The 24,434-nt window shown below is 58.9% G+C and carries 19 protein-coding genes and 3 pseudogenes; 11 read left to right on the top strand and 11 right to left on the bottom strand.

Going from position 1 to position 24,434, the window contains the following annotated elements; genetic code table 11:
- Positions 1-77: 77 nt before the first annotated feature.
- From ACST81_RS25715 to ACST81_RS25705, 3 genes are read right to left on the bottom strand one after another with little or no spacing between them, the layout of a single operon-like run.
- Positions 78-1,082: a site-specific integrase gene (locus tag ACST81_RS25715; protein ID WP_269704331.1), complete on the bottom strand. Its 1,005-nt coding sequence runs from the start codon at positions 1,080-1,082 to the stop codon at positions 78-80.
- Positions 1,079-2,446: a tyrosine-type recombinase/integrase gene (locus tag ACST81_RS25710; RefSeq protein ID WP_269704329.1), complete on the bottom strand. Its 1,368-nt coding sequence runs from the start codon at positions 2,444-2,446 to the stop codon at positions 1,079-1,081. The genes ACST81_RS25715 and ACST81_RS25710 overlap by 4 nt, the downstream gene beginning before the upstream one ends.
- Complete coding sequence (locus tag ACST81_RS25705; RefSeq protein WP_269704327.1) at positions 2,443-3,672, bottom strand: site-specific integrase; 1,230 nt, start codon at positions 3,670-3,672, stop codon at positions 2,443-2,445. Before ACST81_RS25705 ends, ACST81_RS25710 begins: the two co-directional genes overlap by 4 nt.
- Positions 3,673-3,803: 131 nt before the next feature.
- On the opposite strand from ACST81_RS25705, the pseudogene ACST81_RS25700 reads away from it, so the two are divergent.
- From ACST81_RS25700 to ACST81_RS25665, 8 genes and pseudogenes are all read left to right on the top strand, one after another.
- A pseudogene (locus ACST81_RS25700) lies at positions 3,804-4,568 on the top strand (IS110 family transposase); the annotation flags it as partial.
- Between the two features lie 601 nt (positions 4,569-5,169).
- Entirely contained in the window at positions 5,170-6,309 is a 1,140-nt protein-coding gene (locus tag ACST81_RS25695) for an ABC transporter ATP-binding protein (RefSeq protein ID WP_269704243.1), read from the top strand.
- Entirely contained in the window at positions 6,306-7,544 is a 1,239-nt protein-coding gene (locus tag ACST81_RS25690; RefSeq protein WP_269704240.1) for an ABC transporter permease, read from the top strand. Before ACST81_RS25695 ends, ACST81_RS25690 begins: the two co-directional genes overlap by 4 nt.
- Positions 7,537-8,343, top strand: a complete 807-nt coding sequence (locus tag ACST81_RS25685) for an ABC transporter permease (protein ID WP_269704238.1) — start codon at positions 7,537-7,539, stop codon at positions 8,341-8,343. Before ACST81_RS25690 ends, ACST81_RS25685 begins: the two co-directional genes overlap by 8 nt.
- A 147-nt stretch (positions 8,344-8,490) precedes the next feature.
- Positions 8,491-9,813: an NAD(P)/FAD-dependent oxidoreductase gene (locus tag ACST81_RS25680; protein WP_309568477.1), complete on the top strand. Its 1,323-nt coding sequence runs from the start codon at positions 8,491-8,493 to the stop codon at positions 9,811-9,813.
- Between the two features lie 178 nt (positions 9,814-9,991).
- Positions 9,992-11,044: an extracellular solute-binding protein gene (locus ACST81_RS25675; RefSeq protein WP_269704236.1), complete on the top strand. Its 1,053-nt coding sequence runs from the start codon at positions 9,992-9,994 to the stop codon at positions 11,042-11,044.
- A gap of 74 nt (positions 11,045-11,118) precedes the next feature.
- Positions 11,119-12,492, top strand: a complete 1,374-nt coding sequence (locus tag ACST81_RS25670) for an aminotransferase class III-fold pyridoxal phosphate-dependent enzyme (protein WP_269704234.1) — start codon at positions 11,119-11,121, stop codon at positions 12,490-12,492.
- A gap of 150 nt (positions 12,493-12,642) precedes the next feature.
- The gene (locus ACST81_RS25665) at positions 12,643-14,094 is read left to right on the top strand and encodes an NAD-dependent succinate-semialdehyde dehydrogenase (RefSeq protein ID WP_269704233.1); all 1,452 of its coding nucleotides are present in this window, start codon (positions 12,643-12,645) and stop codon (positions 14,092-14,094) included.
- A gap of 170 nt (positions 14,095-14,264) precedes the next feature.
- On the opposite strand, the gene ACST81_RS25660 is transcribed toward ACST81_RS25665, so the two are convergent.
- Positions 14,265-14,612: a cupin domain-containing protein gene (locus tag ACST81_RS25660; protein WP_269704231.1), complete on the bottom strand. Its 348-nt coding sequence runs from the start codon at positions 14,610-14,612 to the stop codon at positions 14,265-14,267.
- A 425-nt stretch (positions 14,613-15,037) separates the two neighbouring features.
- Here ACST81_RS25660 and ACST81_RS25655 point away from each other — a divergent pair.
- Together ACST81_RS25655 and ACST81_RS25650 are read left to right on the top strand one after the other, a co-directional pair.
- Positions 15,038-16,098, top strand: a protein-coding gene (locus ACST81_RS25655; protein ID WP_428845910.1) for an IS630 family transposase whose coding sequence is annotated in 2 segments (ribosomal slippage) — positions 15,038-15,571 and positions 15,574-16,098 — 1,059 coding nt in all. Because the reading frame shifts where the segments join, the coding sequence is not laid out codon by codon here.
- Between the two features lie 257 nt (positions 16,099-16,355).
- A pseudogene (locus ACST81_RS25650) lies at positions 16,356-17,444 on the top strand (cupin domain-containing protein).
- Between the two features lie 29 nt (positions 17,445-17,473).
- Here ACST81_RS25650 and ACST81_RS25645 read toward each other — a convergent pair.
- From ACST81_RS25645 to ACST81_RS25620, 6 genes and pseudogenes are all read right to left on the bottom strand, one after another.
- Positions 17,474-18,310 carry an IS481 family transposase gene (locus ACST81_RS25645; protein ID WP_283159214.1) on the bottom strand — a complete coding sequence of 279 codons (837 nt, stop codon included), beginning with the start codon at positions 18,308-18,310 and terminating at the stop codon, positions 17,474-17,476.
- A 349-nt stretch (positions 18,311-18,659) separates the two neighbouring features.
- Positions 18,660-19,875, bottom strand: a pseudogene (locus tag ACST81_RS25640) (3-hydroxybenzoate 6-monooxygenase).
- Between the two features lie 118 nt (positions 19,876-19,993).
- Complete coding sequence (gene maiA, locus ACST81_RS25635; RefSeq protein WP_269704259.1) at positions 19,994-20,632, bottom strand: maleylacetoacetate isomerase; 639 nt, start codon at positions 20,630-20,632, stop codon at positions 19,994-19,996.
- On the bottom strand, positions 20,632-21,339 hold the full coding sequence (locus tag ACST81_RS25630; RefSeq protein ID WP_269704261.1) for a fumarylacetoacetate hydrolase family protein: 708 nt from the start codon (positions 21,337-21,339) through the stop codon (positions 20,632-20,634). The genes maiA and ACST81_RS25630 overlap by 1 nt, the downstream gene beginning before the upstream one ends.
- Positions 21,340-21,412: 73 nt before the next feature.
- The gene (locus ACST81_RS25625) at positions 21,413-22,075 is read right to left on the bottom strand and encodes a maleylpyruvate isomerase N-terminal domain-containing protein (protein ID WP_269704263.1); all 663 of its coding nucleotides are present in this window, start codon (positions 22,073-22,075) and stop codon (positions 21,413-21,415) included.
- A complete protein-coding gene (locus tag ACST81_RS25620) occupies positions 22,068-23,159 on the bottom strand; it encodes a cupin domain-containing protein (RefSeq protein ID WP_269704265.1) in 1,092 nt (363 codons plus the stop codon). Before ACST81_RS25620 ends, ACST81_RS25625 begins: the two co-directional genes overlap by 8 nt.
- A 20-nt stretch (positions 23,160-23,179) precedes the next feature.
- Between ACST81_RS25620 and ACST81_RS25615 the strand changes: the two genes are divergently transcribed.
- On the top strand, positions 23,180-23,860 hold the full coding sequence (locus tag ACST81_RS25615) for a MarR family winged helix-turn-helix transcriptional regulator (RefSeq protein WP_309568479.1): 681 nt from the start codon (positions 23,180-23,182) through the stop codon (positions 23,858-23,860).
- A gap of 9 nt (positions 23,861-23,869) precedes the next feature.
- Here ACST81_RS25615 and ACST81_RS25610 read toward each other — a convergent pair whose 3' ends face one another.
- Positions 23,870-24,418 (bottom strand): MarR family winged helix-turn-helix transcriptional regulator, encoded by a 549-nt coding sequence (locus ACST81_RS25610; protein ID WP_438754635.1) that lies wholly within the window; start codon positions 24,416-24,418, stop codon positions 23,870-23,872.
- Between the last annotated feature and the right edge of the window lie 16 nt (positions 24,419-24,434).

Here is a 24,434-nt window from a genome sequence, read left to right as displayed (position 1 = left end):
GAGGTCGTCGTAATGCGGAGGAGCGCGGCCTGATCGGCGGATTTTCGCCGTTCTTGTCGATGTTCCTCCGCATTATTTCAGAGTGTGTCGAGCCAGGCGAGCACGCTGGCATCGCGCTTCCAGGATGGCTGGCTGCCGGGTGTGGCTGGAACGGCGACCTTTTCCAGGGCTTTCCGCTTCGTTTCCAGATTGGCCCTGGCATAGTGGTTGGTCGTGTCGAGGCTGACATGACCGAGCCAGCTTCGGATGACCGTAATGTCGACGCCGGCCGAGATGAGGTGCACGGCGGTGGCGTGCCGGAAGGCGTGTGGCGTTACGTGCTTGGCACGCAGCGTTGGCATGGTTTCGGCCGCCGCCTTCACGTAGGCGGCGAGCTTGAACCGGACCCCGGAGGCGCTGAGCGGCTCGCCATAGCGGTTGACGAACAGCCGCTGGTCGGGCGCCCGTGGTTGCCGTTCAAGCAGTTTCCGCAGCAACATCACGGTTTCTGGCCAGAGCGGACAGATACGTTCCTTCCGTCCCTTACCGGTCAAACGCACGCAACTCGGGCTTTCGAACCGGATTGCTTCTGGGCAAAGGTCGAGCGCTTCCTGTATTCGTGCGCCGCTGTTGTAGAGGAACGAGAGCAGCGCATGATCCCGCATGCCCTCAATGGTCGAACGATCTGGCTGAGCGAGGATCGCCGTCACTTCCGCCGGATCCAGATAGCTCGGTTCCGACACCGGAGCGCGCTTGATCGGTATGTTGAGGATTTCCACGCATTGCGCGATCGATCCAGGATCCCTTGTGGCCACGAAGTGGAAGAAGCTGCGGATCGCCGCAAGCCGGCAGTTGCGCGTGCCGATCGTACCGCCACGGTCATGTTCGGCGTGACTGAGGAACGCGGCGACCTCGCTGGCGGCCAGATCGGCCAGCGTGATCATAGCCACCTTCTTCCCAGTACGCTGGGCGACGAACCGGAGCAACAACCGCCAGGTATCGCGGTATGATCGGACTGTATGGATGGATGCGTTGCGCTGCTCGACCAGCCATTCGTAGAAGAACGCGCGCAGCAGGGCCGGGAACCGGTCAACCTTGCTCATGGCCGCATCTCCTGCCCCATGCTGAGGCACGGTGCGCCAACTGCCCGGAACCGCTCATTCGCGTAATGCAGCAGCTCCTGCGTGACGGTGATGTAGACCAATGTAGAGTTGATATCCCTATGGCCGAGATAGGTCGCGAGGAACGGCAGGCGATCCTGCGGGTTGATGCCCGTCCGGTACCATTCCAGGATTCTGTTCACGACCATCGAGTGGCGCAGGTCATGAACGCGAGGGCCCGCTTTTCCTCGCAATGGCTTCAACCCAGCGCGACGTATGACGTCAGAGAGCAACCACGTGATCATTTCCGGCGTGTAGTGACCGTCGCCTCGCTCGTGCCAGAACAAGCCGGAGCGCGCGTCCTGTGATCCACCGGCACGACGCCGTGCATCGACGTAGGCGCGAAGCTCGACTACAACGCTGTCGGGAAGCGGCAGTATCCGAGTCTTGAAGAACTTGGTCTGCCGGACGGTTACCGTACCGTCCCGCAGGTCAACGTCACCAAGATCGAGCCGGGCAAGCTCGCCGCGCCGCAAGCCTGCGCAATAGGCCAGCAGCAGCATTGTGTACATGCTCAGCGGCCGAAGCGGCACCCGTGGAGACGGATAGGTGCGGGCAACCTCGAGCATCCGCCGCACGTCGGCAGGCGAGTAGATATGAGCCTTTCGCCATTGCCTGGCCGCCTCCTTCCTCGGTCTCGGGTCCGGTCGCCGCACAGGTATCGACGGGTCGCGGTGACGAAGGATTTTCGCAAAGACGCGTTTGAGCTTTTCGCATTCCTCCACTTGGTGACGCGTGACATTCGTTGCCGCCCATCGATCAACCATGGCGCTCAGCGGTTCGGCCTCCGGTCCCGGATGCAGCTGCAGGAACCGGTCGAACCGCAAGAGCAACAGGGGCTGCGAAGTGTATTTGTATCCTCTGCGCCGCATCATCGCGACATGCTCAGCCATCATTTCGCCCAGCACGCTGCCGAACGGCCTGGGCTGGCGCAGTTCGGCGAGAGCCTGTTCCGGATCCCGCGACGCCAATGCCCGCCAGATGGGCATGCACTGCTTGATATTGCACGCATCTCGCAGAGCGGTGACGGGATTGCGTTCGATCGCGCCGATTTCCACCAGGCGTTCGAGGAACCGGTCAATGATGCGGGTGCGGTGTAGCCGCGTCGTCGCTGCCCAGCATTCGGCCGATTTACGCAGCCACGCAATCAGCACTTCCTGACCGAGTGCATCGTAACGTTCGGCCACATCCTGGAAGCCATGCAGGACCTGCCGATAACAGGCTCGGCTTTTCATGCTGTGCAGATCAAGGATCGCGACATGGCGGTCAATGATCGCGCGGTCGGGATCGGGCCAGCGGGCGGTCATGCCAGCACCTCCATTCCCGGCACGTCAAGCGCAATGGCCCTGAGGTCCTCGGTGGCGAGCTTGAGGTAGGGAGCCGTCGATCCCGTCGAACGGTGCCCCAGCACGTCGCCGATGACCTTTTGAGGCACCGCGACCCGCAACATCTCAACAGCGCGCGCATGGCGGAAGATATGGGGTCCACACTTACCAGGCGGTTGGACACCAGCGTCACGGAGCCACCGGCGAACCACGCTGTAAAGCTTGTCGAGCTTGCGATAGGGCGCGCGCGTGCGGAGGAAGATTTCCCTGGCGTCCGTCACGGGCCGCCCGGAACGCAGATAAGCAAGCAACGCTTCACCGACCGGCTCCATCAGGGGCAGCGATGTGCTGGCCCGCGTCTTGTGGTGGCGAACATGGATGGCTTCCGTCCGCCAGTCGATGTCCTCGATCCGCAGATTGCGGATCTCTCCAGACCGTAGCCCATATGTTGCAAGGAGTTGCAGGATTGCATGGTCCCGCAGCCCCGCTGGCGTCTTGTCCGCCCTCGCGGTTTCCAGCACCGCGGCGATCTGGTCTCGCTCCAGGATTGAGGGCACTCCTTCATATGCATAAAGCGTCGGAGCTATCACATGCCCTGACAGGTCCGTTGTGACGCGACCCGTGATGTGGAGATATCGCAGCAGCGAGCGAAGCCGCTCTGCGACAGACTTCAGCGAGCAGCGCGTCAGTTTCGGCGCGCGCAGATCCATGTAACGGTCTACGTCAACGACGCTCAGCCCCGCCAAGCCGCCGCTTCCGTAATCGATCTGCCAGGCAAGAAAGTTCCGGGCTTCCCACATCAGCGCTGCGACGCTGGAGCGAGCCAACCCGCGTTCCTCACGCAGCCAGATTTCGTATTCGTCACAAACTGCAAATCGGGCCACATCGGCCGCGCAGATAGGCTCGATTGCTGGCGGCCATTGACCGTGAGCAAGTCGCAACAGCGCATGAATTCCGGAGCGCGGAACCTCGTGCCAGCGTGCGCCGGGACGTCGACCACGCTCCTTTTCGAACTTTACGATCGCGTGCCGCAGGTATTGCTCTACCTGCACGTCGATCACGTCTGCGACCAGGATGCCCCGCTGTCCCAGATAATCGAGAAATCCAGATGCGTAGGTGCAGTAATTCCTCACCACGACCGGGCTGTATCGCTGACTGATAAGGGAGGAATTGAGTGCGGCAATTAGTTCGTGACGGATATAGGGCATTGGCGAGTCCTCTGTTGGTCGATTGACCCGCAGAGGTTCGGCACCGAATAATGCAAAGCAAGCCGATCGGAAAACAGCGAAAATCCGCCGATCAGGCCGCGCTCCTCCGCATTACGACGACCTCGTGATTAGTCAAGCGGCAGAAGAATGACGCGGCAGATGCTGCGGCAATTGCTGAAGCGGTATTGCGCCCGAACATGCATTGTGTTGCTGTGAAGAGCGCCGAGCATCAAGCGCGCGCTGTAGTTTTCCGAACCCACCAGTGCTTTGTTCGCCAGCGTACGCAACTGATCAATGCGCTGCGGGGTCACTTAGCCGAGTTCGGTCTGGTCTTTCCGCAAGGGCCAACCCATCTCAAGCAAGCAGCGGCCCTGCTGGAGGACGAGACCATCCAGATCCCGGACAGCGTCAGGGAGATGGCCCAACTTTACCTTGATCAGATTGCCCTGCTTACGGCCAAGATCGATGGCCTGACCCTCAGGCTGAGAGGCGCTATAAAAGAAACCCTTGAGATGCGGCGTCTCTGCACGGTGCCAGGTGTGGGACCAGTGACGGCCGGTGCAGTAATGGCGTTTGCTCCGGATCTGCGCACGTTTTCCAGCGGCAGGAACTTTGCCGCCTGGCTCGGCATAGTGCCACGGCAGAGGTCTACGGGTGGCAAGCAACGTCATGGCGGGGTGAGTAAAATGGGCCAGTCCGATATCCGAAAACTGCTGATTATCGGCGCTATGAGCCGGATTCGCTGGATCATCCGAAAGGGCATTTTGCCAGACAACTGGCTTGGACAGCTTGTCGGGCGCAAACCTCGCATGGTTGCGGCTGTTGCCTTGGCCAACAAGATGGCCCGGATCATATGGGCGATCATGACAAGAGAGCAAGATTATCGAATGGCGTGAACCGTCACCTCCTACAGGAGGTAGCGGCGAACGTCTCGGGGTCGTTTGATCCCGGCAAGGAAATCGACTGACGACCTATGCGGCAAGGACTTCAATGTTCAGGACGGGGTAAACCAGTCCCGGGGCTCGAGCACAAAGCTCTTTGAACCGATGTGGCCCCTGTTCTTCGAACTGCATACCGGCCCCGTGGCGCAGGCCACGATCAGAGGCCTGACACACGACCGATAGAAGCAACATGCTGCAAAAGAAATCGGAAGAAAACCCTTGCAAAGTCGGGGGCATCCACACACGCCCCACCCCGATCAGTGCCACAGATCTGAAAGCTTCGTTTGGCGAGGTCAATTGCCAAAATATGCACGTTAGACATGGTCTCCTCCTTCAAATGCGCCACCCTGGCGCGGATGACATCATACGATGCCAGGCGAAGGGGCATCCACCGCATCAGTTCAGTATCGCTTCTGCCATCCTCGCGGGAATCAATCGGCGCTCCAAAACTCAGTTTAGCGGATTAGGGCAACAGTGCTTGACTAGATCGTAATATGTCTTATCAATTGCAAAAAACAAACGGGAATGACCGCATGAAATTTTTGGGAGTTACGGCATGAAAAGCCAGAATATACGAGAGTTTCAGTCCTTTCTGTCGATTCGATCGGTAGCAAAGACGTATGACGGACAAAGCTACGTCCTTCGGGATGTGGAGGCTGAAATCAAGCAGGGGGAGTTTTTTACTCTCCTCGGCCCGTCTGGTTCTGGCAAGACGACGCTTCTGATGATTATTGCGGGTTTCGAAGACGCCAGCGGTGGACGGTTGAGCTTTAAGGGCGGCGACCTGGGTTCCGTCCCAGCATATCGACGCAACTTCGGCATGGTGTTTCAGAATTATGCGCTGTTTCCGCATATGACGGTTGCGCAGAACATCGCTTATCCGCTGCGTCAGCGAGGTTTGAACCGACATGAGATCGGCGAGAAAGTTCGCGACGCGATGGCGATGGTGAAACTGGAAGCTCTTGGCGACCGCAATCCTCGGCAACTTTCCGGGGGCCAGCAACAGCGTGTAGCGCTTGCCCGCGCCCTTGTCTTTTCTCCGGAAGTTGTCTTGTTCGACGAGCCTTTGGGCGCTTTGGACCGGCGGTTACGGGAACACATGCAGTTGGAGATCCGACGTCTTCATCAAGAACTCGGCATCACGATGATCTACGTGACGCACGATCAGGAGGAAGCCTTAGTGTTGTCGGACCGGATTGCCGTGTTCAATCAAGGCAAGATCCAGCAGGTGGACCATCCGAGCGCAATCTACGAGCGACCGACCAGTTCCTTCGTCGCCAACTTTATCGGTGAAAACAACCGGTTGGATGGCGTTGTCGTGCAGATTTCCGGCAGCGAGTGCGCTGTCGACTTAAGCGACGGGACCCGTCTGATAGCGCAATGCGTGGCGGATCTTGCTCCGGGCAGGGCGACGAGCGTGGCCGTCCGCCCGGAGCAGATACGTATTTCTGCCCCAGGCGCGGCGGCAACCGCGGGGCGCAACGCGTATAAGGCGGATATCCTAGAGATGATCTACGTCGGTTCGAGAATAAGATTGCAGTGCCGGCTGGCTGGCGGCGATGTCGTTACCGCAGAAGCGCTACCAGACGACATTTCCGGGCTATCTCCGGGAATGGGCGTTGACCTCAGTTGGCGTGCAATTGATTGCCGGGCGCTGGACCCTATCGAGACTGGGATCGGTGGGGGACAGGCATGAACGCGATCAGCCTTTCGGCCAACGCCGATCAGTCCCGCGAACTTAAGACATCGTTGAGGGCGGCACAACGCCGGGTGCAATGGCGTGCCACTTTTCTAATTCTTCCGCTATTTCTGTTCATGGTGGTGGCGTTCGTGATGCCGCTCGGCATGCTGCTGTTCACGAGCGTTTACAGTCCGGAAGTGCGGGATGGTTTGCCGCGGACCACGATCGCGCTTTCCCAATGGCGCGGGAAAGAGCTTCCCGACGATGCCACCTATCAAGCTTTGGTCGACGATCTCACGCACGTCGCTAATAAGGAGGTGATGACGGCCGTCGCCGCGCTCAACCTTCGCAAATCCGGATTCCGGTCACTGCTGCTGAAAACTAAAAACACGACGCAACTGCAGTCCGTAGCCGGTACTAGGGACGATCTTGTTGCGATCGACAAACGATGGGGAGATGTATCCTACTGGCAGACAATCAGCGACATGACGGGGGCATTTACGTCCGCGCAGCTTCTCGCAACCGTGGATTTGAGCTACGGCGACAAGGGGGACATCGTAGCTGCGGATGAGGCGGTTTACGGGCCTTTGATTGCGCGCACGGTTTGGATCGCCTTTATCGTGCTCTCCTGGTGCGTGCTACTGGGCTATCCCATCTCATGGACCATCGCTCAGGTGCCGGATCGATATAAGAATCTTCTGTTGCTTCTCGTTCTCGTGCCATTGTGGACCTCATTGTTGGCACGCACCGCCGCTTGGCTTCTTCTTTTTCAGAAAGACGGAAAACTCAATGAGGTACTTGTAGGTCTTGGGATCTTCGACGCCGCTCAGCAACTGCTATACACGCGCGGTGCCGTTTATGTCGCAATGGTGCATATTATGCTGCCTCTGATGGTGCTGCCAATCTATGCCATCATGAAGACAATCGGGCCCGAGCAGGTCCGGGCGGCGAAGTCACTGGGCGCGAGTCCATCAGCGGCATTCTTCCAGGTCTATCTGCCCCAGACGCTCCCTGGTGTTACAGCCGGCAGCGTGGTCGTCTTCGTCATGTCGCTGGGTTTCTATATTACCCCAACATTGATCGGTGGCGGAAGGGACGTCATGTTGAGCACAGTGATAGCCCAATTGGCTCTGAAGAGCGCGGATTGGCCGCTCGCGAGCGCCTTGGCGCTCGTCATGCTGATCGGCGTTGCTGCGATACTCATGGCCTTCAGGATCATCTTCAAGACTAGGAGCGTGTTCAATGCTTGATCACGGCAAGGAAATCATTGGGAAAAGCGGTCGCCTCTTGGCCTGGACAGTGAGCCTCGGCGGGTTCTTGTTCTTGATTGGTCCAATTCTCTTCATTATACCGCTATCCTTTAGCAGTTCTCCAAGCTTGAAGTATCCGGTCGAGGGCTTCACGTTCGATTGGTACAGAACGGTGCTCCAGCCTCACCCTTGGATGTCGTCGCTCAAGAACAGTCTGCTGATTGCCATTCCCGTCACGCTGATATCCAGCACGCTTGGGACAGCCGCGGCTTACGGACTGCATCTTTCGAAATCCAGGTCTGTGGTTCTTTATACCGGGATATTCCTGGCTCCGCTGGTTGTGCCTTCGGTCATTATTGCCCTTGCTCTCTATTTCTTGATGTCCAAGGCAGGTCTCATCGGTACGTTCCTCGGCGTCATTATCGGCCACGTTGTGGTCTGCGTGCCCTTTGTTGTGCTGATGGTTTCCGTTTCAATCAGAAATCTCGATCCGGTGCTCGTCCGAGCCGCGCTCAATCTCGGCGCTTCTCCGTGGAATGCGTTTCGCACAATAACATTGCCACTGATCTCTCCCGGACTGGTGGCCGGAGCGCTCCTGGCGTTTATCCATTCTTTCGACGAGGTAATCCTGGCCGTGTTCCTGGCCGGGCCATCCCAATACACGCTGCCCAGGCAGCTCTTTTCGGCACTCGAGTATCAACTCGATCCGTCAGTCATCGCAGTCTCGACCCTGCTCGTATTAGTCACCGGCTTGCTATTCGGTGCTGTTGAGTGGCTCCGAGCGCGACAGCGCAGATAGATAATTTCACGTCTTATGAATTCTTGAGGCTATCTTCCGGTTAGGCTGGAAAGCCCTTGTTGCAACGAGTAAGTTGACACAAAAATAGAACGACGTATGATGATTATACCGGATCAAACGCCTCTTTTTTACAACTGATGAGGACTAATGATGAGCGCGCAATCCATGGACAATGGACGACAGAGCCCTCCGCTTAAGGGTTTTTGGTCCCAAAGCGATGAGTTGCCCGAGACAGCCGATGTCGTTGTGATTGGCGCCGGTATCGTTGGCGTCTCGCTCGCGCTTTTCTTGGCGAAGAGTGGATGTACGACTGTTCTGCTCGAGAAGGGGCGCATAGGCGGCGAGCAATCTGGGCGAAATCTCGGCTGGTGCAGGGCTAGCGGCAGGTCGGACGCAGAGACTCCCCTCGGAGTCCTAAGTATGAGCCTATGGGACGATTTTGCCACAACGCTTGAAAGCGACACCGGATTTCGGAGGTGCGGCCGCCTGTTCCTATGCAGGAGTGCTGAAGAAATTGCCGAACAGGATCGTAGAGCTGAGATCACCCGCAGGTACGGTATCTACACGGCCCGGCTCGTTTCGTCAGAGCTCAAACAATTTCTGCCGAATGCATCTCGTAGTTGGCCAGCCGCCTATTACGTGCCGGAGGACGGAAAGGCCGAGCCGGAGCTGACGGTTCCGGTCATCGCTGCGGGGGCGCAGACCGCCGGTGCAAAAGTCTATCCTTGGTGCGCGGTCCGGAAGTTGGAGATCGCGGGTGGGCGCGTTACAGGCGTAATCACCGAGAAGGGCAGGATCTCCTGCAGCAGAGCGGTGGTAACCGCCGGTGCATGGTCAAGCCTTTTTCTGCGGTCTGCGGGCCTTCGGTTGCCGATCATACAAATCGCGGCAAGCGTGCTGCGAACAGCGCCGGTCGAAGGGGCAAGCGGCCCGTGCATCGGGACAGCCGATTTCGGGTTTCGCAGCCATCTGGACGGTTCGTACAGTGTCTCGCCGTTTGGCGGCGCGGTCTCACTTACGCCTGATACGCTTCGTTTCGCTTGGAAATTTTTGCCCGCTCTCCGACAACGAGGAGGTGCGGTAAGTTTCAGGTTCGACCGGGGGGCTCGCGAGGCCTGGTTGCGGGCCATTCCGGGCAGTCGTCGACGCCAACTCTGGTACGAACAGGAACGGGAAATCGACCGTGATCCGTCCGACGGCAGGCTATCGCAGGCGTTCCAAAGCTTTCTGGAAGCGAGGCCAGACTGTGCGGGCGCATCGGTCATTCATCGATGGGCAGGGGTCATCGATGCCAGTCCGGATTCCGTGCCGACCATAGATGCCGCGCCAGAGATCACCGGACTGTGGTTTGCCACAGGATTTTCGGGACATGGGTTCGGTTTGGGGCCGGGGGCCGGACGGCTATTGGCAGACATGGTGACGGATGCAAAGCCTTCTGTCGATCCGGCGCCGTTCAGATTTAGGCGCTGAAGGTCGGAACTCAGAAATAGCTGCCCAAAGGCATCCCCGGCATTGCCGGGGGTAGGCAGTAATTAGTCCAGGCCGCGGCGGAGAGCGTCTCGAAAGCATAGGAGGCACATCACTAAACACGACTTCTAACGGCAAGGCAGTAAATCCAATGGGAACCAACAAACAAGGGAGTATGTACATGACACGCTTTGTAACGGCAATTTTGCTCGGTGGAGCCCTCGCGGGCTTCCCGGCCAACGGTTTTTCGCGAGATTTCACCGTCAACACCGCTGGCGGTGTTTATTCGGACATGCTGCACAAGCACTTCTTCGAACCCTTCGGCCAACAGAACGGCCTTTCGAAAGTGCTCGACAACAAGGGTGAAGCGCGTTGGGGCGGTCTCAAGGCGATGATTGACACCAACCAGCGTCCTTATGACGTCGTCGAAACCGAGATCTATGAGCAGATGCGCGCGTGTGACGAGGGGCTCTTCGTCAAGCTCGATTTGGTCAAACTTGGTATCGCCGACAAACTCAATCCCGACAGCATCTTCCCGTGTGGCGTTGGCGTCGGCATAACGGCCGTCACCGTTGTTTCGAGGGAAGGAACATTTCCGGAAAAGCCGAAAACTATCGAGGATTTCTTCAACCTTGCAAAATTTCCTGGAAAGCGGGGCCTCCGGGCTACGGCTCAGTTTTCCTTGGAGCTGGCCTTATTGGCGGACGGCGTCGAACCCAGCGAGCTGTACGCTGTGATGGCCACTACTGAAGGTCTGGATCGGGCGTTCGCGAAACTCGGTACGATCAAGCAACAACTGGTCTTTTGGGAATCCGGAGCCCAGTCAGTTCAGTTGTTGACTGGGGGGGATGTGGCCATGTCGACAGGCTACAGCCACCGCGTGGCGGCGGCAAACCTGAACGGCGAGAAGCTCGATATGACCTGGGACCGAGCTTTTCTCAACCATGACGCGTTCGCTATTCTAGACGGGGCAGAACACGCCGACCTCGCAGTGAAATTCCTGCAGTTTTATGCGGATCCGAAGCGTGAGGCGGAATTCATCAAGGAAATGCCGATGGGACCTGCCATGAAGGAGACGATCAACTACCTTTCGCCCGACCTGATCAAGCTTCTCCCGGTTGGTGACAACATCAAGACCGCGCTCGATGCCAGCAGTCCCGAGGCACTTGCTTTCTGGCTGGACAACGGCGACCGCATCACCAGGCGCTGGACCGCCTGGAAGACAAGCAAGTAACGCAAAAACGACCGTTGGCTGGCATCCTTGCCGGTGCCGGCCAACGCGTGATTCCGGTAATGGAGACTATCCAAATGAATGACATACCGTTTTCTCATAACCCGAGCCTCAATGCTAACGCATCGCGTTTCTGGCACCCGATGCAAAGCCCCTTTGAGCTCGCGGAACAGCCTCCTCTCGAGATCGTTGAAGGTCAGGGAGTCCACGTGGTCGATTCAAGGGGGAGACGCCTGCTGGATGCGACGGCCGGCGGATTGTCTAACGTCACACTCGGCTACAGCGCCGCTCCGATTAAGGAGGCAATTGCCAGACAACTTGAGAAGCTGCCATATTTCTCGTCATTTCGAGGGAACACGAACAAGCCCGCGGAGGAGTTAGCAGGCAAGCTGATTGACGAGTGGTTCCGTGACGACGGCATGGCGCGCGTCTTCTTCACCTCGGGAGGATCCGACGCGGTAGATACCGCCATGCGGCTCAGCAGGCAATATTGGAAGATCACGGGAGCGGGCGACCGCTACAAATTCATCGCAATGCGTAACGGATACCATGGAACTCACTTTGGTGGTGCTTCCCTCAACAGCAGGCCGGCGATTCGCCGCGCCTATGAGCCGCTTCTGGCAGGCTGCTTCCACATTCCGGTACCACTACCCTTCAGGAACCCTTTCGGGGAGGCAGATCCAGAGAGACTAACCACCCTTTGCATCTCCATGCTAGAAGAAGAGATTCAGTTCCAGGGAGGCGATACGGTAGCGGCAATCATCGTCGAACCCGTCTCCGGTGCCGGCGGCCTAGTCGTTCCTCCACCACGGTTCTGGCCCGAGCTTCGGCGCGTGTGCGACAAGTACGGCATTCTGCTAGTTGCCGACGAGGTGATTACCGGATTCGGAAGGACGGGTGACGATAGTGGATCGCGGGGATGGGGGGTCAAGCCGGACATCATGTGCTTGGCAAAGGCGATCTCGAGCGGCTATTTCCCGCTTGGCGCCGCGCTCGTCAACGACCGTATCGCCTCTGCCTTCGAGCAGGACAATGGTCCGATCGGCATCGTCGGTCACGGCTACACGTATTCAGGCTCTCCGGTTGGTTGCGCGGCTGCCATTGCGACGCTCGACATGTATAGGAACCTCGGAACCACACAGCTTTCCCGCGAAAATGGGCAAGCCTTGGTCGCCGGCCTAGAGGCTCTAAAGCCCGTCTGCCCTTGGATTGGGGATGTGCGAGGAAAGGGACTGATGGCCTGTGTCGAAATGGTTGCTGAGCCTGGAACAAATATGAACGCTAATCCGCACATGATGATGGCGATTGGCGATGCGACTGCTGAAGCCGGCGTGCTCATCCGCGTAAATGGGTCCCAGTTGCTTATAACGCCTCCGCTTATCGTCACACGAGAAGAGGTCGAAACTATCGTCGACGCCGTCCGCCAAGCGCTGGCGCAAATCTCCAACTGATCGTCCAGCTTCGCGCGGCCAAATTCTCGATCTACGAAGAGACGCCTGACAGACCTCTGAAAAACATCCCGGCACATCAGCGTCTTGCTGCAATTTTCACGTTTGGCTTTCGATGAGGCAGCAGGCGTCACGGTTCATGAAAGAAGACCCATGTCGAACACAGTAATAAACATATCGGCTCTAGATCCCAGACTCCTGATCAACGGGGAGTGGTTCGGAACAGAGGGGCGCCAGTCGACGGTCATGATCAACCCGGCTACCGGCGAGGAGATTGCGAGGCTTCCGCACGCGACCCCAGCCGATCTGGACGCCGCTCTAAATGCGGCACAGCGCGCTTACCGCCCGTGGCGAGATACACATCCTAAGGAGCGTGGTCGAATCCTCAAGAAGGCCGCAGACCTGCTGCGTGCGCGTGTGGAGGAAATTGCTCCCATAATGACGATCGAGATGGGCAAGCCCCTCGCTGAAGCCCGCATCGAAGTTGCAGCCGCCGCCGACGAGTTGGAATGGTATGCCGAAGAAGGACGCCGCGTTTATGGTCGGGTCATTCCGGGTCGAGTGGGCAACACGCGCTTTCAGGTCGTCAGGGAGCCGGTCGGCCCGAGTGCTGCATTTGCTGCCTGGAATTTCCCGATCGTCAACGCGGTGAGAAAGGTCGGCGCATCGCTCGCCGCTGGCTGCCCCTGCATCTACAAGCCCGGCGAAGAGGTCGCTTCGAGTTCCCTCTCTGTCGCGCGTGCATTGCTAGATGCAGGTCTTCCCCCAGGCCTGATCGCCTTTGTCTTCGGCGTTCCGAGCGACATTTCGAGCTATCTGATCGCTTCACCAGTTATCCGCAAAATTTCTTTCACCGGCTCGGTCAGCGTCGGCAAACATCTCACCAAGCTCGCTGCCGAAAGCTTGAAGCGGACGACGATGGAACTTGGCGGCCACGCGCCGGTCCTCGTGTTTAAGGATGCTCCCCTCGAGCAGACGCTCGATCTCTCGGTGCAACGGAAGTTCCGCAATGCCGGGCAGGTTTGCGTATCACCGACGCGGTTTTACGTCGAGGATAGCGTTTATGACGACTTCTGCGCGGGCTTCGCTCAAAGAGCCAAGGCCATCAAGGTCGGCAACGGCTTGCAGGACGGTGTTCAGATGGGGCCGCTGGTCCATCGTCGACGACTGGAAGTCGTCGAGCGTTTCGTCCAGGACGCGGTCGCACACGGTGGCCGTATTCTGGCAGGTGGCGAGCGCATCGGTAACGAGGGGAATTTTTGGGCTCCAACGGTGATCGCCGATGTTCCTGAGACAGCAATGGCAATGAACGAGGAACCGTTCGGACCGATCGCGCTTATCAACCGCTTTTCCACCGCCGAAGAAGCGCTGGAGAAGGCCAATCGCCTGCCTTTCGGTTTGGCGGCCTATGCTTTCACCACCTCGTCATCTGCCGCAATGCGTGTCGCTGACGAATTGCAGGCCGGCATGGTAGCGATCAATTCGTTCAACGTGGCGACGCCCGAGGCGCCTTTTGGAGGGATTAAGGAAAGCGGCAACGGCTCTGAACTCGGTACTGAAGGGCTGGATGCCTACTTCGAAACGAAGATGATCAGCCTCACCTGAGGCGAACCGATCGCTGCGTCGTGTCCGCCCTATAGGACGGACACGACGCGTGGCAGAAAGACGTATGGAGTTTCGCATGGCCGCGCGTGACGCTCAATCGCCGATGCTCCCGCTGGTGGTTCCGCTAGCCTCCTGCACGTGCTGGGCCCTGCAGACCGAACTCTTCTTGCTTACTCCGAAATAAAATAGTTTTTCCTGAGTCTTTTGCGGACGTCCCACACCCCTACGAAACCCTTGGGAAGAGCAAATGAGTCCCCCGGCCCGAAAACCTGCTCATTGCCGTTGGCATCCGTCACCAGTAACTCGCCAGCAGTGATGGTGCAGTATTCGTCGTAAGGATGGCTCTTGATGGCGAAAGGGCCGGTCTCGCCTTCCCATATACCTGCCCGAACATTGTCCCTCCTGTAGAATTCTATGATGCGGATCTGTCTTCCAGAGGCGCCCTGCTGCCACTCGGCCTCGTCTAGCGCGGAATTGTCAAAAATGAGCAGCGACTGGTTATTGGCTTCCGATTTCATGAGATTGTTTTCCTTTTTTCAAATTGGAACTCGCCGGGACACATCCGGGAGTCTCTAATCATGGCGGCCGATCGGCTTTCGAGGCGATGCCGGTGCTATTCGATCAACCCGCCAGGCGGATCATGGTCGCACAACGCTCTAGCCGCAGGTGAGCGGACAGTCGCGGAGGACAACGATGTTCCTGATAAATATGATCATACGTCTGCGTAATAAGCAAGTCCGATTACGACGTTGTTTCCGGGCTACGCTTATCTAAATTCAGGTTTCCGCCAGAGTTCACGCCTATCCGGCACGACGTCGATGCGCAGCATGAATGATCCAGCGTCAGCACTTCAAGACCTAATACGCCGCCTCGCTGACCTCGACTCTTTGGCCTTCCCAAAGCGCGGTGAATCTGAATCTCTGGTGCAAACCGGAGGTCTGCGATGCGATCAGGGATTTTATTACGGGCGGATTTTGATGGAGACGATCTGCGGCGGCTGGCGCGGCAGACGAAGGATGCCGCTCAGGCGCGCCGTCTGTTGGCACTCGCCTCGATCTACGATGGAGGCTCGCGTTCCGATGCCGCGCGCCTCGGCAACGTCACGCTCCAAATTGTCCGGGACTGGGTCATGCGGTTCAACGAACACGGTCCCCAAGGCCTGATCAATGGCAAGGCTCCTGGTCCGCAGTCGCGGTTGAACGATCAGCAGCGTGCGGCCTTGGCGCAAGCAATCGAGCGTGGGCCGACACCCTATCTCGACGGCGTTGTTCGTTGGCGTCTGTGCGATCTGGCACAATGGCTTTGGGAAGAGTTTCGCGTTTCGGTGAGCGAGCAAACGTTGAGCCGTGAAGTACGGGCCATGGGCTATCGCAAGCTGGCTGTCCGGCCCAAACATCACGCGCAAGACCCTCAAGCCATTGAGGATTTTAAAAAAGCTTCCCCGCCGCAGTGGCAGAGATTGCCGCTGGAGCGGCCCGAGGAAAACGCATAGAGATTTGGTTTCAGGATGAGGCCCGTATCGGGCAAAAGAACAAGATCACCCGCCGGTGGGCCAGGCGAGGAACACGGCCTTCAGCACCGCACGATCAGCGCACAAGGTCGGCCTACATCTTCGGCGCAATCTGCCCGAAGCTCGGCAAGGCGGCGGCGCTGGTCATGCCATGGTGCGACACCTACGCAATGACCCAGCATCTGGCCGAAATCGCCCGGCACGTCGATGCCGACGCGCACGCTATCCTCATCATGGATCAGGCAGGCTGGCACATGTCCAACAATCTCGTCGTGCCCGAAAACATCACCATTCTGCCACTCCCGCCGAAATCGCCGGAGCTGAACCCGGTCGAAAACCTCTGGCATTTCATGCGCGACAACTGGTTATCAAACCGCGTGTTCAAATCATACGACGACATCGTCGATCATTGCTGCGATGCCTGGCGGAAGCTCGAAAGCCAGCCCTGGCGCATCATGTCGATCGGGCGCAGAGAATGGGCCAATGGGTTTTGATCAGTGAGGGGCCGTATAAGCCCCCGCGGTGCAGGACTCTTCACCTGCCTGGGGCCCACGACGTCGTGTCCGGATGTCGGCCTCAGTTGTCTCCACTCAGCAGCTTTGGTCGTTCGCGCGGTTAGCTATACACGACAGCAAAGCAGTAAAATTGAAACGATGTCTTATTATAAGTTGACGTGTAAAGATTGTTGCCCTATGCCAGCTGGTGGAGGAACCCAAATGAACGATGCGACGCTAACGGAACAAGGGCGGCACTGAACGACGACGAAGCGGCGGCGGCGCTGGCACAGCTCTATGCGGACTTCGCTAGCGAACACCTGATGCCTCTTTGGACCCAGATCGACGATCTAATGCCGGTACATCCAAAACCCAAGGCGGTGCCTTATATTTGGAGATGGGCCAAGCTCTATCCCTTGGCGCAGCGCTCTGGCTAACTGGTTCCCGTCGGCCGCGGCGGTGAGCGGCGGGCGATCGGTCTCGGGAATCCCGGCCTCGGCGGCCGACCCTACATCAGCCCGACCCTGTGGGCGGCGATCCAATATCTAGGACCGAAGGAAACGGCGCCCGAACATCGTCACGCTCAGAACGCCTTCCGCTTCGTCGTGAAAGGGGAGGGCGTCTGGACCGTGGTAAATGGCGACCCAGTTCACATGAGGCGCGGGGATTTCCTGCTTACCCCCGGATGGAATTTCCACGGCCACCACAACGAGACCGACAAGCCGATGGCTTGGATCGACGGCCTCGACATTCCCTTTTCGTATCAGAACGATGTTGGCTTCTTCGAATTCGGCTCGGAGCGGGTTACCGATTACGCGACGCCGAATGTTTCGCGGGGCGAGCGGCTATGGTGCCACCCTGGCCTGCGGCCCCTGTTGGGATTACAGGACACTGTAAGTTCACCGTTGATGGCCTATCGCTGGGAATATACCGATCGAGCGCTGAATGAGCAGTTGCTCCTTGAGGACGAAGGCCAGCCGGCGACTGTCGATCAGGGGCATGCGGCGGTGCGTTACGTCAACCCGACAACAGGTCGCGACGTGATGCCTACGATCCGGGCGGAGTTTCACCGCCTGCGCGCTGGCGCCGTCACACCTTCTCGCCGCGAAGTGGGCTCCAGCGTATTCCAGGTTTTCGAGGGTCGAGGTTCGGTGGTGCTGAACGGCGCCGAGCATCCGCTCGAGATCGGCGATCTTTTCGTTATTCCGTCTTGGGTGGCGTGGTCGTTGCAGGCCGAAACACAGTTCGACCTGTTCCGCTTTTCTGATGCTCCGATCATTGTAAGCTGCAGGTGCCCTTGTGACATTTCGTGGTACGACTATAGCTTTTCGCGGAGCGCCTCGTAAGGCGTCTTTCCATTGAAGGCTCCGTGCGGTCAATGGAAGTTGTAGAATTGCTCCCATTGGTCAAGTTTTGCTTCGAGATCGACGTCATCCTTGTAGCTGAGCAGCTGGTAGAATTCCTGCTGATCTGATCGGTGTGAGCGCTCGACCTTGCCATTCAACTGAGGGGTGCCTCGTCTGATATATGCGTGGCGAATGCCCTTGTCCTCGACGTGCCAGTGGAATTTGGCTTGGAATTCGTGGCCGTTGTCGGTCCTGATCTCATGGATTCGGAACGGGAACTTCTCGATGATGTGGTCGACGAAGTCGATGGCGCTAGCCTGGGTGTGTTTCTCGTAGATTTTCAGAGCCCGCACCCTTGTCGCGTCATCAATGGCAGTGAACTGGAAGCGTCGAACCTTTTCACCGCACGCCCCTTTAAAAGTCAGGAACTTGACGTCCATCTGAATGTGGTGGCCGGGAACCTGCTTGTTGTAACGCTTGGTATGGACCTTGCGTAGGCGGGTGCCGCGCGGAAGGCGGTTGACGCCATTGCGTTTCAATATTCGGGAGACGGTTGCGTCTGATACCTTGATGCCGTGATACCGCGCCAGATACCAAACGATGCGCATGGGTCCGAGATAATATTTGCTCCGGAGATGGAGAACCTTCTCTTCGATCTCGATAGGCGTTCTGTTGGCGTGCCATTTAGGAATGGGCGGGTGATTCACCAAACCGGCGTCGCCGTGTTTCCGATAGGCTTCACGCCAACGGTAGAAGCTGCTGCGACCAATCCCAAAATACCGGCAGGTCTTCGCAACATGCCCAGTCTCGTCAGCATGCCGCAGAATGCGTAGCTTGCGCTGTATCTCGCGCTGATCCTTGTTCATGTGCATCTCCATCGTCCCAGAATTGGGAAGCTAATGGAAATGTCCCGCGAGTACCGACATATCTACATACGACATCTTTCTCGCCTCGGTGACGGCATCACAGCTCGCTTATTCGGGATACTCAACGAACTCGCAGTCGAGGCGATCCAGAATGGTATCGAACGTGTCACCGACGACAGCATTGAATCTTGGAGGCCAGCCTTGGAAAAGGAAGCGGCGTTCGCTTAAGCGTCCGAACATCACACTTCAATTGAGACGCGCCCGTCCTGAGTCTCAATTGAAGTGTGACTATCTTGCGAAAAACGCCCGAGTCCCAGATTGAAGTGTAAATCGACAGCTGGCTTTCCTGTCACCTCAGACGACGGATCACCGGGATTTCACCGGCGTTGTTCGCCTGCCCTCCATAAAGCCAATCGACGCTGTCGTACCACTCTTCGGGGCGCTTGGCGCGCATCATGGTGTTACGCAACTCCGCATGGGCACCTTCGGGGTGGTAGATGTTCTCGCCGATCCAGCGCGATTGCAGTTGCACGCGGGCGGTACGCATGTGGCGCTTCGCAACATAAGCTGGAATCGCGCGTTCCACCTCGCCCGAAGCGGCTTCGATCTCGGTGCTGATGCACACCGCGTCTTCCATGGCCATGCAAGCCCCTTGCGCGAAATACTGCAGCATCGGATGGGCCGCGTCGCCCAGAAGCACCACGCGGCTGTCCTGCCAGGTGATCACCGGATCGCGGTCGCAGAGGACCCAGAGCTTCCAGTCTATGCCGGTCTCGATGATCTTCTGAGCCTTGGGGTGTGTATGAGAAAAGCCTTTCATCACCTCCTGGTGGCTCACGGGCAGGCCCGCTACGGGTTCCGCTGCGTGATTGTGATAGGTGACGACGAGGTTGAAAGTCTTCCAGTCCGATAGCGGATAGTGCACAAGGTGGCACTTCGGTCCGGCCCAGAGCGTAGCCGCGTTCCAGCGCAACTCTTCGGGCATGTGGTCGGTCGGCACGACCGAACGGAAGGTCGTATGCCCCGAAACCTGCGGCTTGCCGTCGCCTGCGACGCGCCTGCGAATGTTCGACCAGAGCCCGTCCGCCCCGATCAACATCCGTCCGGTCACACGGGTTCCGTCCGTTACGATCGCCGTGACCGAAGCCGCGTCCTGCTCGTAATCGACCACCTCCGAACTGGTGCGCAACTCGACGAGGGGGTTCTCCTGGCAGGCACGCAGGAAGACGCCGAAAAGATCCCCGCGATGGACGACCGCATAGGGGTTACCGAACCGGGTGCGAAACCCGTCATCCAAGGGGATGCGCGCCACCTCTTCGGCCGTCATGGCGTCCATAAAACGGAGGCTGTCGATATAGACGGCCATCTTGCGGGCGGTCTCGCCCACACCGAGCTTCAAACGCATGAAAAGCGTTCGGGCCGAGCTGAATTCCGGCGCCGATCTCTCCAAGGACCGGGGACTTCTCGAGCACCACCGAGTGGAAGCCGCGGTTTGCGAGACCGATGGCGGTCGCAAGGCCGCCGATGCCGCCGCCTGCGATCAGGATGGGAAGGTCTTGAGACATGTCTCTTCTCTTTGCTGGGCCGGAAGGCACCGTTTAGGTTCGGAAAGGCTGCACTCGCAGGAAGCGGGGCTTGCGTGGTTAACCGGGGCCACCCTCCCGTGGCCCCGGAAAATCGTATTCAGGAGAAATCGGGCTGCCGTGCAGGTTCTGCCTCCGCAAAGGCCGGCAGGGCATTGCAGGCGGCATGGATCTCCTTCAGGCGACCAAGATCGGCGATGTCGACCTTGAACCGGTCTGCCGAAGCAAGCTGTGGAACGAGGCAAATGTCGGCGACCGATGGCGTATCGCCGAAGGTGAAGGCGCCGCCGTGTTTCTGGCGACGGGCAATCTCCTCGCACGCTTCCAGGCCGGGGCGAATCCATGTGGCGCACCAGGCCTCTTTCCCGGCCTGATCGACGCCATAGCTTGCCTGGAGATGGTTCAGCACCCGCAGGTTCTGCAGGGGATGGATGTCGGATGCGATGATCTGCGCGAAGGCGCGCGCCTGCGCTCTGAGATCCTTTTCCGCGGGCAGGAGCGGCACCTCGGGATATGTCTCGTCCAGCCATTCCATGATCGCGAGGGACTGGGTCAGCACCAGCCCGTCGACATCGAGCGATGGAACCAGGGCCTGAGGGTTCAGTGTGCGGTAGGCGTCGGAACGATGCTCGTTCTTCTGCAGATGGACGCCCCGGAACTCATAGGACAGACCCTTGAGGTTAAGTGCAATGCGGCACCTCCATGCTGCGGAGGAACGAAAATAGCCGTGAAAGATCATCACCCGGCCTCGCCAATCGTCAATTCGACGCCCTCAAGTCCATCGATGCCGCCCGTGAGTACCGCGCCCGGCTCGACCGCCCCCACGCCAGCCGGGGTGCCCGTGTAGATCACGTCACCGGGATTGAGGTGATAGAAGTGGGACAGGTGCGAGAGGATTTCCTCGACCTTCCAGATCAGGTCCGAAAGCTGGGCCTCCTGGCGACGCGCGCCACCCACGTCCAGCCAGATCCGCTGCGAACCGATCGCGCCAAAGTCCTCGGCGCGGGTGATCGCCGAGAGCACCGCCGATTTCTCGAAATTCTTGCCCAGATCCCAGGGGCGACCAGTCGCACGTGCCTTGAGTTGAAGGTCGCGACGCGTCATGTCGAGGCCGGTAGCAAAGCCAAAGGCTGCATCACGAGCGTCTTCGACCGAGGCTTTCCAGAGTGGTTTGCCGACGGCAACGACGAATTCCATTTCATAATGGTAGTTCGACGTTCCGGCGGGGTAAGGCACCGTCGCGCCCGAGGGGACATAGCTTGCAGCGTCCTTGAGGAAGTAGAAGGGTACCTCGCGGTCGACCTCAACGCCCATCTCCTTGGCATGCTCGGCATAATTGCGGCCGACACAGAAGATGCGGTGCAGCGGATAGACGTCTTCCGAGCCCGTGACCGGGATTTGCGGAAAGATCGGGTCGGGAAAGTTTGGGAAGAGGCGTTTGGTCATGTGAATCTCTGCCTTTTGTTTTCGCCCTTGGCGGGCCGACGGCGATGGGCTCGGGCCCAGCGGCTAATTTGGTTCAGTAACTATTCTGGCTCGTGCCGAGGTGGCGGCGTGCCAGCACGAAAAAATCGCCTGAGGGGTTGGGCGCGTGCCCGGTCTTCTCGGCAAGGAGCGCGCCGACGAAGTCCCCGGGGAAATCCTCGAAACGGCCTCCGTTGCGCAGGTCCACTGCGCGGAGCCAGACCTCCTTGGCGCGCAGCCAGGGCGTGACGCGGGCGCTGGGGATGCCCTCGAAGGGCAGCGACCTGTCCCAATCGTCCTCGGCCAGATCGCGCCATTCGACATTGAGATGCACCTCGGCGTGGGAAACGAGATGGCGCAGCGCGCCGGCAGGCAGTGTCTTGCCGTCTTCGATCTCCCCTTCGCGCTGGTCAGGACTTTCCCAGAGCGCAATCGGCGCACCGGTCCTGGCGCGCTCGGTCGCACGGGCCAGCGCGCGGGCGTGATAAGCCACACAGGCCGCGACCTGTCGGCGGCTCCAGCCCGGAACGCGGCTGTCGCCGTTAAGGGCGTTGTCGGACAGCTCGTTGAGCATGCGGGCAAAATAGGCAGCTCCACGACGCGCCCAGTCTAGCTCGCGGGCGGGTGCGTTCGGCGCGTCGTAGCGCGCGCCCAAGCCTTGCCGGGCTCGCAGAGCCGCGCGGGCTTGCTCGATACCGCCGAGCAGAACCTCAGGCATCCCGCCCTTCCACCCAGGTACGGTCGAAGTTCAGCCGCTCGATGATCGGCGCGTCGGAGAAGCGGAAGAGGTCGAAGCCTGTTTCAGCTTCAAGCGACCAACTCACCCACGACGGGATGACGAAGATGTCGCCCTTCTCCACGGCTTTCGTCTGGTTGCCAAGAACCACGTTGCCTCGGCCTTCGAACACCTGGAAGACGGTCGAGCCCACCTCCCGGCGAAGGGACGTCTTGGTGCCTTCGCGCAAGCGGTGGAACTCAGCTCGGATGGTGGGCATCACATCTGCGCCAGTCGTCGGATTGACGTAGCGCACTGCCGCATGGCCGGGTCCGACTGTGGCGGGCACCCCTTCCTCTTCGAGAAGAAGCTGTTCTGTCAGTGCCCGGTCGGTGAACTCCCAGCGATAGGCGCCGATGGGCGAGGAGACCGTGGCCTGAAGACCGGAGAGCGGGCGCAGGCCCGGATGGCACCAGAGCCGCTCGCCGCGCGAATAGCGTGGGGTGGCGTAGTCGGTCACCCGGTCGGAACCAAATTCGAAAAACCCCACATCGCTCTGCTGGCTGAATGGGATGTCGAGCCCGTCGATCCAGGCCATGGGCTGGTCGGTGTTATTGTGGTGGCCATGAAAGTGCCAGCCCGGGGTCAGCAGGAAATCGCCCCGCGACATGCGGACCGGATCGCCGTTGACCACGGTCCAAACGCCTTCTCCCTCTACGACGAACCGAAATGCATTCTGCGAATGGCGGTGCTCTGGCGCAGTTTCACGCGGGCCGAGATATTGGATCGCGCACCAGAGGGTGGGTGAAATATATGCATTGCCGCCGAGACCCGGATTGGCCAGGCCGAGGGCCCGGCGCTCGCCACCGCGACCCACCGGCACCAGATCTCCCGAGCGTTTCGCCAGCGGGTAGAGCTCGCGCCATTTCCACAAATGCGGCACCGCCGTGGGCTTGGGATTGCGGGGCATCAAGTCGCCCAATTGTGTCCAAAGGGGAAGAATGTGGTTGCGCTCGAAATCGGCATACAGCTCGCGAAGTTCGAGCGTTTCATCCGGCGTTGATGCGTTGTGCGCCGTGTCTTTCATTCGACTGGTCCCCCTTCGGAATGGGCACGACCGACCACCCCTTGCAACGTGACGGGTTGTGGCAGCAACGCACCGATTTGATCTCCTCCGAACGGCACCCTGTCCGGTGCGCCGTCGAAATAGTAAGTATACTTATTAGTTTCGCCTGTCAATCGCTGGTCAGTGGAATTAAGGAAGCCTGGGAATGCGGCCAGTCCGCGAGATTGGGGAGCGGAATGACGGTTGAGGTGAGCAAATCCACGAAATTCGACCTGGAAGCTTTGCCGGGCCATCTCATCCGGCGGTTGCAGCAGGTGGCGGTGGCGATTTTTGCAACGCGATTCGAGGACGCCAAGATCGATCTCACCCCCGTTCAGTTCGCCGCGCTTCACACGATCGAGCTGTCGCCGGGAATCGATCAGGCAAGCCTTGCAGGCATGATTGCCTACGACCGCACTACGATCGGAGGGGTCGTGGATCGCCTGATGCAGAAGGGCCTGATCCGGCGCGAAGTTTCCGAAAAGGACAAACGCGCCCGTTTGGTCTACCTGACGGAAGAAGGAACGGCGCTTATCCGGGAAGCCCGCCCAGCGGTGCTCGAAGTCCAGGACGTCATCCTGAAGGGCCTCTCGGCCGCCGAGCGACAAACCTTCATGGAGCTTCTGGCCAAGGCGGCCGAGGCCGGCAATAGCTACAGTCGCGCGCCGCTTTTGCGAAAATGAACCGGGTTATTAACCGGGACGGCTGTCGCGGCTGATGATCTTTGAGGGAACGAGTTTTTCCTTCAAAACGTCCGACGCCAACAAGTTCTGGAAAAGATCCGCCAACTCCTCGCGCGTGATGTTCTTCATCTGCTGCGTCCAGTAAAGATCCTGCTCGATTGCGATCTTCAGCGTCGGCTCGATGAGGGCCTGCCCCGCGGGCGTCAGCGCAATACGGACCGATCGGCCGTCTTCCTGATCATAGATTCTCTCGACCAGGCCCTTGCTGCACAGCCGGTCGATAGTGCGACTGACTGCTCCTGCATCAACACCCGCAAGGTCCGAAATCGTGCGCGGCGAGTTGGAGTCGTGGCTGTTCAGCAGGAGAAGGATATTCCACTGTGCGACCGTCACGCCATAGACGCTGAGAGCCGATTCAAAACGCTTGATCACTTCGGCGGACAGACGATGCAGCCAAAATGCCAGGAAAGCATATGTCGTGATCTGATTTTTGTCCCGGGACAATAGTTCACTCCGACTAGTAAAGGTCGTATTAGCCGCCGAAGGTGCGACCTGCAAGCATTCAGTCGCGGCG

It is taken from the genome of Pararhizobium sp. O133, assembly GCF_051669845.1.
Lineage (GTDB): Bacteria > Pseudomonadota > Alphaproteobacteria > Rhizobiales > Rhizobiaceae > Pararhizobium.
Note: the sequence above shows the minus strand (reverse complement) of the source record. Positions and strands in the feature narration are given on the sequence as shown.